This window comes from Gardnerella massiliensis (genome assembly GCF_003408845.1).
GTDB lineage: Bacteria > Actinomycetota > Actinomycetes > Actinomycetales > Bifidobacteriaceae > Bifidobacterium > Bifidobacterium vaginale_H.
In genome coordinates this window covers 148,969-160,767 of record NZ_LRTV01000001.1, presented here as the reverse complement: position 1 = coordinate 160,767, position 11,799 = coordinate 148,969, and the positions used below count along the sequence as shown (strand labels likewise).

At 42.9% G+C, this 11,799-nt stretch carries 6 protein-coding genes; 1 reads left to right on the top strand and 5 read right to left on the bottom strand.

The window, feature by feature from the left end; all coding sequences use genetic code 11:
* Nucleotides 1–98: 98 nt before the first annotated feature.
* From mfd to AXE77_RS00560, 3 genes are all read right to left on the bottom strand, one after another.
* On the bottom strand, nucleotides 99–3,716 hold the full coding sequence (gene mfd, locus AXE77_RS00570) for a transcription-repair coupling factor (protein ID WP_116711643.1): 3,618 nt from the start codon (nucleotides 3,714–3,716) through the stop codon (nucleotides 99–101).
* Nucleotides 3,706–4,305, bottom strand: a complete 600-nt coding sequence (gene pth / locus AXE77_RS00565; RefSeq protein ID WP_116711642.1) for an aminoacyl-tRNA hydrolase — start codon at nucleotides 4,303–4,305, stop codon at nucleotides 3,706–3,708. The genes mfd and pth overlap by 11 nt, the downstream gene beginning before the upstream one ends.
* 138 nt (nucleotides 4,306–4,443) lie before the next feature.
* Nucleotides 4,444–5,445: an ABC transporter substrate-binding protein gene (locus AXE77_RS00560; protein WP_430886641.1), complete on the bottom strand. Its 1,002-nt coding sequence runs from the start codon at nucleotides 5,443–5,445 to the stop codon at nucleotides 4,444–4,446.
* 433 nt (nucleotides 5,446–5,878) lie between these two features.
* Between AXE77_RS00560 and AXE77_RS00555 the strand changes: the two genes are divergently transcribed.
* Nucleotides 5,879–6,670: an ABC transporter permease gene (locus tag AXE77_RS00555; protein ID WP_116711641.1), complete on the top strand. Its 792-nt coding sequence runs from the start codon at nucleotides 5,879–5,881 to the stop codon at nucleotides 6,668–6,670.
* A gap of 134 nt (nucleotides 6,671–6,804) precedes the next feature.
* Here the strand turns inward: AXE77_RS00555 and AXE77_RS00550 are convergent, their stop codons facing one another.
* Together AXE77_RS00550 and AXE77_RS00545 are read right to left on the bottom strand one after the other, a co-directional pair.
* Nucleotides 6,805–10,434 (bottom strand): UPF0182 family membrane protein, encoded by a 3,630-nt coding sequence (locus tag AXE77_RS00550; RefSeq protein ID WP_116711640.1) that lies wholly within the window; start codon nucleotides 10,432–10,434, stop codon nucleotides 6,805–6,807.
* A 130-nt stretch (nucleotides 10,435–10,564) separates the two neighbouring features.
* Nucleotides 10,565–11,799: uracil-xanthine permease family protein (locus AXE77_RS00545; protein ID WP_240612606.1), on the bottom strand; the 1,235-nt coding region annotated here is incomplete at its 5' end.

Here is an 11,799-nt window from a genome sequence, read left to right as displayed (position 1 = left end):
ACTCCGGAATATAGCAGATTAAAAAAGTCTCTTTTGCTATTCATTCCACCATTGCTATTCATTCCATAAAAGTGACATGCACAATTTTTTGAACAAATTTACCAAGCTAAATCTTCAAGAAGTTGATGCACCCAGGAAAGTATTTCATGTTCGTCCATTGCGCTAGTTCCAAGTGAGGATTCAAAAGGAGCTGGAATGATGAGCATATGCGTAAGCGGACGGTATTGTGCGCCACGATAAATACGCTGCAAACGCATAAGAGAAGATTCCCGAGGATCAAAACCAATAACACGAACTGACTTACCTTGAGAACTAATTTGTGTAATACCTAACTTGCGTGCGTCAAAACGAATTTTTGCAACATCACACAAAGCGTCGAACGCTGCTGGAGGCTGACCAAAACGGTCAAGCAACTCCTCACGCAACTCTTGCAAATCATCAACGTTATTCGCAGAAGCAATCTTACGATAGGCTTCTAAACGCAACTTGTCTGACGCAATATAATCAACCGGAAGTGAAGCTTCAACAGGCAGATCAATAGTAACAGCCACAGCCTCAACGCGTTCCGGCTCCTTATATTTCTCAACAGCTTCCGAAACCATGCGCACATACAAGTCAAAGCCTACGCCCTCAATATGCCCACTTTGCTCATCGCCAAGCAAATTACCGGTTCCGCGCAATTCCAAGTCTTTCATAGCAACGTCAAAGCCAGAACCCAAAGCCGTATGTTGAGCAATCGTTGCAAGACGATCGTGAGATTGCTGTGTCATTGGCTTAGTTGGATCATACAAGAAGTAAGCATAAGCTCGCTCACGACCGCGCCCAACTCGGCCACGCAACTGATGCAATTGACTTAAACCAAATCGGTCAGCGTGATCGACAATAAGCGTGTTCGCGTTAGAAATATCAAGACCTGTTTCAATAATCGTTGTACACACAAGCACATCAATATCTCGATGCCAAAAATCACGAATTACAGAATCAAGCTGCTTCTCACCCATTTTTCCGTGCGCAATAGCAACGCGCGCATCCGGCACAAGCTCGTGAATTTTGTTTGCTACGGAACTAATATCCTCTACGCGATTATGCACGTAGAACACTTGGCCACCACGCAACAATTCGCGTTTAATACAAGCAGTAACCTGCGCATCTTCATACGCACCAACAAACGTAAGCACAGGAAGACGGTCTTCTGGAGGCGTAGCCAAAGTAGACATTTCACGAATACCGGTTACGGCCATCTCAAGCGTTCTTGGAATTGGCGTTGCCGAAAGACTTAATACGTCAACGTTTGTGCGCAGAGCTTTGAGCGTTTCCTTATGTTCCACGCCAAAGCGCTGCTCTTCGTCAATTATAACTAAACCTAAATCTTTAAATTTTATGCTGGGATTGAGCAGTTTGTGTGTTCCAATTACCACATCAACACTACCGTCCGCAATTCCGGCAATCGTATCGTCTAATTCTTTCTTAGTTTGGAACCTGCTCATTGCCGCAACTTTTACCGGGAAGCCTTCAAAACGTGTAGTAAAAGTTTCGTAATGTTGTTGAACCAACAGCGTAGTTGGCACCAATACAACAACCTGTTTAGAATCTTGCACGGCCTTAAAAGCTGCACGCAACGCAATTTCAGTTTTACCAAAACCAACGTCACCACAAATTAAGCGATCCATCGGCATTGGTTTTTCCATATCTGCTTTTACTTCGTCAATTGTAGTAAGCTGATCAGCAGTTTCTTGGTAAGGAAATGCGTCTTCCAACTCTTTTTGCCACGGGGTGTCTTTACTAAATGCAAAACCGCGAGACTGCTGTCGCGCAGAGTAAAGTTTAATAAGATTTTCCGCAATTTCGTGAACATGCTTTTTAGCTTTTGCTTTAGTTGCGGCCCAATCCGATCCTCCAAGCTTGTTAAGTTTTGGTATTTCTGCACCAATATATTTGCTTACTAAATCGAGCTGATCGGTTGGAATAAATAATTTATCTGCAGGAGCGTTGCGTTTACTTGGTGCATATTCGATTACTAAATATTCACGAGTTGCAGTACCGCCCGTTACCGCGATATTTCGCTGTTTCATGCCAATAAAACGACCAATGCCATGCTGCTCGTGTACAACGAAATCGCCTGGCTTCAATTCCATTAAGTCGATTGCTTTGCGCCTGCGCTTTGGCGTTTTTAATTGCGTTGCTGTTGAAGATTTACCGGTTAAATCGCGTTCGGTAAGCACCGCAATTTTTGCAGCTTTATCAATAAATCCGTCTGAAATACTTGATTTTAACGTTGTGAAGTTATGTACACCTGTGGAATATATTGCTCGTCTTAAGCGAGCGAGTGTACCGGATGCTGCCGAAGTAATAGTTACGTCGAAACCATCGTCAATAAGTGCACTGATTCCGCCAGAAACTTTTGATTCATCACCGCGAAACTCTTGAGGCTCACAAATTGGCAAAGCAATATTTCCGTGAATAGTTTGGTCGACTCCGAAAGAAGTTAATTTCCAAACATCATGATCTGAAAATTCCAAAGCGGAAAGAGTTTCGTCAAAATCTAAGAAGTTGGCTTGATCGAAAGTAATAGGAGCTCCCGCCCCATGTCCGGAAGCTGCAACATGCCAGCTGGCTGCTAAGAATTCGTTGGCAGTAGCCGTAACATCTTCTGCAGCGCGGCGGCATTTTTCTGGATCAGAAAGCATAATAACGGCATGTTTTGGCAACATACTTTGCACTGATTGCATACGGTCGACAAGAGCAGGAATCAACGATTCCATACCCTCAACAGGTATAGAATTAGCGAGTGATTGCAACATGTCATCAGCGTTAGGAATAGACCCGATAAGAGAACGCGCGCGCTGACAAATCTTGTCAGTAAGTTGAAGTTCTCTGCAAGGAGTAGCCCACATACTTGCGATATTTGATCCGTAAGTACGTTGATCTGAAGCGTGAAACTGCTTCATAGTGTCAATTTCATCGCCAAAGAATTCGATGCGCACAGGATGCGTCATCGTTGGCGCAAATACGTCAATGATTCCGCCACGAACGGCAAACTCACCACGCTCCATAACGAGATCAACACGAGTGTAAGCATTCTGAACCAAGCGTTTCGTAGCACTTTGCAGAGATAACTCTTCACCGCAAGCAAAAACAAGCGGATCAACATCCCCAAGTCCTTCTACAACCGGCTGAATAAGCGACCTCACCGGCATAATTAACACTTGAATTGGCCCAAATAACTCACTGTTGTTCTCAGGGTGACAAAGACGACGAAATACCGCCATCCTACTCGCAACAGTGTCAGCTCGCGGAGAAAGACGCTCGTGAGGAAGTGTTTCCCAAGATTCCAATAACGCAATATCGCGAGGATTGCCCTGATACCAATCGCGAACAGATACAGTAAAATCTTCCGCATCGCGACTTGATGGCACGATAACCACAACCGGCGTATGCTTTGCCACTGCTGCAGTAAGCGCTGGACGAATTCCAAGAGGAGCTGTAACTGTTAATTCGTCATTCGCACCGCAACTTTTCTCAGCGCAATTCTTGCCATCGCCATGTTCACCTTCATTAGCACTGCTATCCTCATACAAATCTGAGTCATTGCTAACTAAATCTTGAAAAAGAGAGTCGTTAGTGCAAACATCGCTAAGAATATCGTCCAGCGCAATAACTGAGGGCTCATTTTCAGTATCAGACGACACTGTTTTCCTTACGCTCTTAACGGCCATTAAAATGCTCCTGCGTGGCCGCAAGCCCTTGGAAAATCACACTTTCTGCAGCGTCAGCACCGTCAGCTAAAAAGTTAGGAAGTTCAGATTTTTGTGCTCCAGCAAAACCACCAAGCACCCAATTTACCGTATTATCGTGCGCATGAGCACCACGCTGAGCGTGACCTACACCCATGCGAATGCGGGCATATTGCGGAGTTCCAAGAGAGCGATCAATAGACTTAATACCGTTGTGTCCGCCTGCAGAACCGCCAGCTTTTACTTTAATACGGCCAAAGTCTAGATCCATATCGTCGTGGATTACCACGATATGATCCGGCTCAATTTGATAATAAGAACTTATAGAAGCAACAGCCGCTCCGGAATCGTTCATAAAAGTTAACGGCTTAGCTAGGAAAAACTTGGCCATACGTCCGTCGAGATTCATAACACCTTTACCGAGCTTTGCTAAACCTTTGTGGTCTGCAAGAGACACAGCCCAACGTTCTGCAAGCACATCCGCAACCATAAAGCCCATGTTGTGACGAGTTCCCTCATATTTTGACCCAGGATTACCTAAACCAACAACAAGCCAAAAATCTGACGCCATTATGCCACCATTTTCCCATTCGTATGTGTAATAAAACGACGAAAGGGGCGTATCGACTGCACTCATATGAGTATGCAGCTCTCGATACGCCCTTATATGCCTCGGTCTATTTTAGCAAGACTCAAGTCATTGAGTAAACTACTTCAAAAATTCGTCTGTAGTTAATTCTTTCGCCTGAGGAGTTTTATATGTTACTTTGCCTTTAGAATCCGTATACGCACCTTCCTTACTTAGGAAGTCGAAGTATTCTTGAGCACCCTTAACATCACTTGTGCCGAACACAAACTTGCCGCTCTTAATATCTGCACGATTGCCCCAGTATTGACCGTCAACAATCATCTTCATGCTTCGCTTAACGAATTTCACATCAAGATTAGCTTCCGGAGCTTCTTTTACCAAAATGCTTGCAGCTTCATCTGGATGATTATAAGCGTATTCATAACCGCGCTTAACTGCTTTAACGAAAGCGCGAACAAGTTTCGGATCACGTTTAACCGTGTTTGCATGAGTAATAATACCAATGGTATCTTGCTGGCCTGGCACACCGTAATCAGCTTCTTTGAAGCAATGCAACTTGGGACCATACATTTCCGCTTGTACACCTTCCCAAGTGCCATAAAAACCGCCGAAATCCGCCTTTCCGGATTCGAGCGTACGGAATGTGGAAGTACCAACTGTTACCTTGTCAAACTTGCCTTTTCCACCATCGTACTGAATCATACGTCGAATTACCGCGTCACCTTCCGCAGAACCAAAGGTTGCGAAAGTTCTGTTATCAAAATCTTTCGGGGAATGAATATTAGTGTTTTTAGCGAGAGCGCACCAAATTGCACTAGGCTTTTGTTGAACTTGCAAAACTTCTTTTAATCTCGCACCCTTTGTGCTGAAATCTGCAAGATTGGTAATGTTACTTAAAGCAAAATCGGCAGCACCAGAATCGACTGCATGTTCAGCACCGGTTTGAGAAACAGCCAAAATGTTTACGTGTAAACCAGCTTGCTTAAACCATCCCATATGCTTTGCCACGTATACGCCAATATGATTAGTATCCGGTATCCATGACAGCATAAACGACACATTGCGAAGACTAGACTTATTATTTTGCTGACCGCCGTTCGAACCGCACGCACACAGAGACATAATGCAACACGAACTTATAAATACCGCTATTACGCGCATAATATTTTTATTAAATTGCAAACAAAAAGCTCGCATATTACGCCATAATTGACATGTCATGAGTTCCCTAACTTTCTTGAAATAACCGTTTTCTGGGAATGTGACACGAACTTGGCAGAAAACGGTATCAAGGGCCTAGCCCGCGCCGTTCAATGCCCCCGAAAATTAACACTTTCGGTTTGCCACACATTGACTCACGAAACGACTCGATTATGCTCTTATCGAAAGACAAATATGCGTAAATATGCGTAAAATGCTAGCATAGCCGCTACATACCAGCTATGTGATATTTTCATACAAGAAAGTTTATAAAATTTTATGTTGTTTGATTGGGGCAGCAGTCAAGCAACTCAGCCAAGCATTATGGCTTGCTTATTGAAAGGAACAATATTCCATGACGCACGCGCGTTGGAAAACACTACTGCACAATTACCTGCCAACCGTAATTTCTATTATCACATTGTTAATTGTTTGGCAGCTTTCTTGCGAGTTTTATAATATTCCAGAAAATTCTATTCCAACTCCGACAACTATTGCAAAAGCCACTTGTGAAGTGTGGCCGCAACTATGGCCTGCAACTCTTGCAACTATTAAAGAAACAATTGTTGGTTTTAGTCTTGCCATTGTGAGCGGCATTTTACTGGGCGTACTTTTTCACGTATGCAAGCTGGTTCACGCAGCTTTGTTCCCCCTTCTTTGTGCTGCACAAACGTTACCACTTATTTCGATTGCCCCTCTATTTCTTATATGGTTCGGTTTCGAAATGTCTGGGAAAATAGTTATCGTAACTATTTTCAGCATGTTCCCTATTGCAGTTCAAACGATTAGAGGCTTGGATGCTGTACCAAGTTTTTATAGCGACGTTGCATTAACCTGTGGAGCTGGTCGCGTTTGGACTTTATGGCATGTAAAGTTGCGCGTTGCAGCGCGACAAATTTTCGGCGGTATTCGCATTAGCGCAGCTTATGTGTTTGGTTCCGCTACAACTGCAGAATATCTTGGCGCACGTCAAGGATTAGGCATTTGGTTACAGGCTGCTTACAATTCGTTCCGCACTCCCCTTATTTTTTCAGCAACTTTAGTAATTATTGCTTTTACAGCATTGCTTATGGGAATAGTCAATATTAGTGAGCGTATGCTTCTTGGTCCGGTAAGTGACGACGAAGATCCTGATAACCAACTTTAATCGCCGTTAAAAGTCAGCTAATTAACTGAGAAATCAACACATCAATAAAAAAATATCCGTTACTATCTCAGCTCGAAAACTGAAATAGTAACGGAATAATAACTCAACAGTAACGGAATAGTAGCAAAATTCTATTACTTGCTAGCTTCTTCTTTCATAGCATCGTTAATCGCATCGCTTAGCTCTTTTTGAGCTTTGCCATACGCTTCCCAATTTCCTTGACGCATTGCAGAGTCAGAATCCTTTAACGCTTGAGCAGCTCGCTTAAGAGCAGCCTTTACTTGAGGATTCGTAGCTTGAGGATTCGTAGAAGCTGATTGCTTTTGGGAAAGCTCACTTGTTGAACGATGAGTATTTGAATCTTTTTGATCAGCACCTGCAGCAGATTTGTCAACCTTTTCGCCACCAGATTTGTTGACGGCATCCCCTGCAGAAGCGCCAGAATTTCCACCAAATACCTGGTCAAGAGCCTCATCTAACGTGTCAGCAAAACCGACTTGATCACCAAATGCAACCAGCACTTTCTTCAACAACGGATAGCTTGTAGAACCACTCGATTGCACATAAACAGGCTCCACATAAACCAATCCGCCTCCAAGCGGCAAAGTCAGCAAGTTTCCGCGCTTAACTTTAGTAGAACCAGATTCAAGCAAATTCAACTCTTTAGACACGTTTGCGTTTGCGTTGAAATTATTCTGAGCCTGACCAGGTCCTGGAACATTAGAAACTTTCGGCAATTCTTGCAAGCGAAGCTTACCATAATTTGGACTAATTTTTCCTGGAGTATCTCCCGCGTCGGAATCTACAGAAAGGAATCCAGTCAAAATTTCGCGCGTAATTCTACCAGCAGGAATGTAGGTGGAAACAAGCGAGAATACAGGCTTCTTTGCGTCTCCAGTTTGTAAGGTCAAATAATATGGAGGTTGCAAAATATCTTCACGCTGAAGACTTTGCGATTCCGTAGGATCTACTGGAGTTTGCCAGAAGTCTTCTCCTGAGAAGAATTGACTTGCAGTGTCCACATGATATTTTGCAAGCAAATAACGCTGAACCTTAAACAGGCTTTCTGGGTAGCGTAAATGCTTCATTAAATCGCCGGAAATTTTAGAAATATCATGATAATGCCCTGGGAATATTGATTTCCAAGCCTTAATCACAGGATCCTTTGTATCCCATACATACAAGTCAACCGAACCATCATAAGCGTCAACCGTAGCTTTTACAGAATTGCGAATGTAGTTTGCACGCTGATTAGTCAAACCTTTAATTGAGCGAGATGTAGTAGTTGTGGAATCTTGGGTTATGCTACCAAAATCAGTCATCTGCGAATAAGGATATGCATCAGACGTAGTATAGCCGTCAACAATCCACTTAACTCGACCGTCAACAACCGCAGGATAAACGCGCCCATCCAATGTCAAATATGGAGCAACCTTTGAAACGCGAGTCTTAGGGTCGCGATCATACAAAATCTGGGAATTTGCGGTAACTCTATCCGAGAATAGAATTTGATCGGATTCAAAACGAATAGCATGTAGCAGCTTAGAGAAGAAGTTGCCAACGCTTGGTCCACCATTTCCCTTAAACGTTGTTAAAGCACCATTTGAACCAGTTGGGTAATCAAATTCCCAAGGAGCAGTACCCTTTGGAGAACCAACGATAGAATACTCAGGAGCGTTTGGAGAGAAGTAGATACGAGGCTCATACTTTTGCAACTTCGTAAGCTTACCTTGCGTAGGAATACCATACTCCATAAATTGAGGCTGACCATCTGCAGTAACTTTGTTTCCGTAAGCTGCAACAATTCCGTAACCGTGCGTGTAAACAGTGTGATCGTTTACCCAGTTGCGATTATCATTACCCGCCAAATCGAGTTCGCGCGCAGCAATAACAGTATCCTGACTTACTCCGTCAATATCGTATTTATCGACTGCAAGCGTATCTGCAAACGTATAGTATTGCTTAGACTGCTGAAGTTGTCGGAAAGTTGGAGAAGTAACTTGAGGGTCTAAAAGCCTAATTTGTGCAGTAGATTCTGCTTCTTTTGCCAAAGCGCCAGATTTACCTTGAGAAGTTGCGTTATAGGATTCTTTCTTTACATTATTTAACCCATACGCAAACTTCGTCGCATCAATATTATGCTGAATGTAAGGTGCTTCCATTTCCTGAGCATTAGGTGCCACCTTAAAACGTTGCAACAGCACAGGCCAAGCAAAAGATATAACAATTGAGCAAGCAATTAAAGAAGCCAAAGCAATTGTTGGAGTTTTCCAAGCTTTCACAGTAGTCTTGAAACGCTCAGCAATAGGAGCTTCTCCAGAGATTGCGTGAGATTGCATAAGCCAAAACGCAAGAACAGCACCAACCAAAACAGTCACTACTGCCATTACTATACTTCCAGGCACTCTAGCATTCATATCAGTATATGAACCACCAGTAATACGCGAACCGTCAAGCGTTACAAAAGCAAACATGTCAACAATTTGTTGAACAGCGAAAGACAAAACTACCAGCATAAACCAGACAGCAATCTGTCTGCGAGCGCGCTTAGTAATACTTAGTATTCCTTTACCATTGATTGGAACCGTGAAGCGTATAGATCCCATAAGCACATGAGTAATAACAGAGAAAATAAGGGATATTACTAGCAGTAGCACAAAGGCACTGATAAATAGCCTTAATCCGGGAAGTACGAATACGTAGAAGCCATTGTCAATTCCAAATTGTGGATCCTTAATTCCAAAAGGCTGAGCGTTAAACATAAGTAAAATTTGCACCCAGTGGTTGTAGAATTGTGAGCCGAAAATTGCGCCGACAATTAATGAAATAACACCTGCAATGTGTAGAGCAACCTTGGAACTAATTCCGTGTTTTAAGTCTATAATATTTCCGCGCACGCGAATATAAGATCCGTCTGCATTGCTCGGTCGCGCTTTAATTGCCAACGATGCCGACAAATAACCGAAAGCAGACATCAGCACAGCGTACAGCACCCAAACACCTACTTTTGCGGCCAGCTGAATCCAAATTACGCTTTCGAATCCGAGCTGCGCATACCACATGCAATCGGTTATAAACTTTGCAAGACCAAAAACAATTGCGCATATAAAAGCTATTGCTGCTACTATTGCAACAATAACCCAACGCCATTTTCTTGAACCGCCAATAAATTTACCTACATTAAACTCTAATCTCATAGAACGCTTATGCTCCTTATTTTTGGTAACTTTATCATCGTTTTTATTGCTATTACTATTATCGCTAATATTGCTAGTATTGCTTTCGCTATTTTCGCTATTTTCGCTATCTTCGCTAGTATCGCTATTTTTTGGCGAATCGCCTTCGTTTTCTAGTTTCTTCTTAGCTTCTAATAGATCAGTAAAGAGGTCACCGAGGTCATCATCGTCACTATAATAGTCTGCCCAATCTTTTATTTTTTTTGAGAACTTTGAAAAAGTCTTATCTTTGTTTTCACTATTAGGCTCATCTTTAGAAGCATCTTTAGTAACAACATCATCACTGTTATTATCTTCATCAATGATTTCTACAACTACATCTTGATTGCTGGAATCATCCATAGAAGTATCGGAAGAAGTATCGGAAGAAGTATCGGCAAAATCATTATTTTGATTGCTCTTTTTCGTTCCGTCGCTTGAATAATCAGAACGCTTATGCACTTTAGTGTTTTTAGGTTTTTTAGCCAGATACGCACCAAAAGCAGCCCATGCAACGCCAATGATTATTTCTATAATGACTTTCAACATAAAGCTAATCGTACTATATTAATTATTCCCAATCTACTTGTTGTGTAATCAAAAATAATTACAAAAAAGCGCGCCCGCAAAGTTAATGCGAACGCGCTTAAATCGGATTATATTAAATCAGATTGTACAGTTAAGCAACATCTGGATCGTCTTTAGCAATTGTGCCGGTGAGCTTACCAATAGCCTTCATAACGTGATACACAACCAACACCACAACAGTGCCGATAGCGATACCGTTGAACTGAATACCAGAAATAGCGAACTGGAAGTTAGCGATACCAATAATCATCACGATTGCAGCAATCATAATATTCACTGGCTTATCGAAGTTCACCTTGTTCTCTACCCAAATGCGCACACCAATCATGCCAATCATGCCGTAAAGCAAAGTGGTGACGCCGCCCAAAACGCCAGCTGGAATAGAATTCACAACAGCACCGAACTTAGGGCAAAGGCTCAGGATGAACGCAAACGCAGCTGCACACCAGTAAGCTGCGGTTGAGTAAACCTTTGTTGCAGCCATAACACCAATGTTTTCACCGTAGGTAGTAGTACCACAACCGCCGAAGCATCCAGCAATAGCAGTACCTAAGCCATCAGCAAACAGCGCAGTACCAATCTTAGAATCGTAATCTCGACCAGTCATCTGAGCCACAGATTTTACGTGTCCGACGTTTTCTGCAATAAGCACAAGCACAACCGGCAAGAACATAAGCAGCACAGAGAAATCAACTTGTGGAGTGTGGAACTTAGGGAAGCCAATCCAAGAAGCCTTCTCAATCTGGCTAAAATCTACTTGTCCATTAAAGCAAGCGTAAGCGTAGCCAACGAGCACGCCAAGAAGAATATTCAAACGTCCAAGAAGACCACGGAATACTACTGCAATCAACATAACAGCAACAAGAGTTACGAGTGCTGTGTCTGGAGCTTTTTGGAAGTTGCTCCACACAGCTGGGCCCAAGTTAAAACCAATAATTGCAACGATTGCACCGTTAACAACAGGAGGCATAATAACGTCGATCCACTTTGCTCCTGCAAAATGAACAAGAATACCAATAAGAGCAAGAAGCAAACCGGTGCACATGATGCCAAAACTTGCAACTGCAATACCCTTATGAGCAGCTGTTACAGCCATAACAGGGGCTATAAGACCAAAAGAGCTTCCCAGATAACTAGGAAGCTTATTCGCGTTAATCAATAAGAACAGTGCTGTGGAAAGAGCAGTGAACATCAAAGTGGTTGATGGATCAAAGCCAGTAAGAATAGGCACCAAGAATGTGGCACCAAACATTGCAATAACATGCTGAGCACCAATACCAGCAGTACGAGTCCAGGTTAAACGCTCATCTGGCTCCACAACCTCAC

Coding starts and splice junctions, on each gene's coding strand:
- mfd (WP_116711643.1), bottom strand. CDS start 3,716: ATGGCCGTTAAGAGCGTAAGGAAAACAGTGTCGTCTGATACTGAAAAT.
- pth (WP_116711642.1), bottom strand. CDS start 4,305: ATGGCGTCAGATTTTTGGCTTGTTGTTGGTTTAGGTAATCCTGGGTCA.
- AXE77_RS00560 (WP_430886641.1), bottom strand. CDS start 5,445: ATGTCTCTGTGTGCGTGCGGTTCGAACGGCGGTCAGCAAAATAATAAG.
- AXE77_RS00555 (WP_116711641.1), top strand. CDS start 5,879: ATGACGCACGCGCGTTGGAAAACACTACTGCACAATTACCTGCCAACC.
- AXE77_RS00550 (WP_116711640.1), bottom strand. CDS start 10,434: ATGTTGAAAGTCATTATAGAAATAATCATTGGCGTTGCATGGGCTGCT.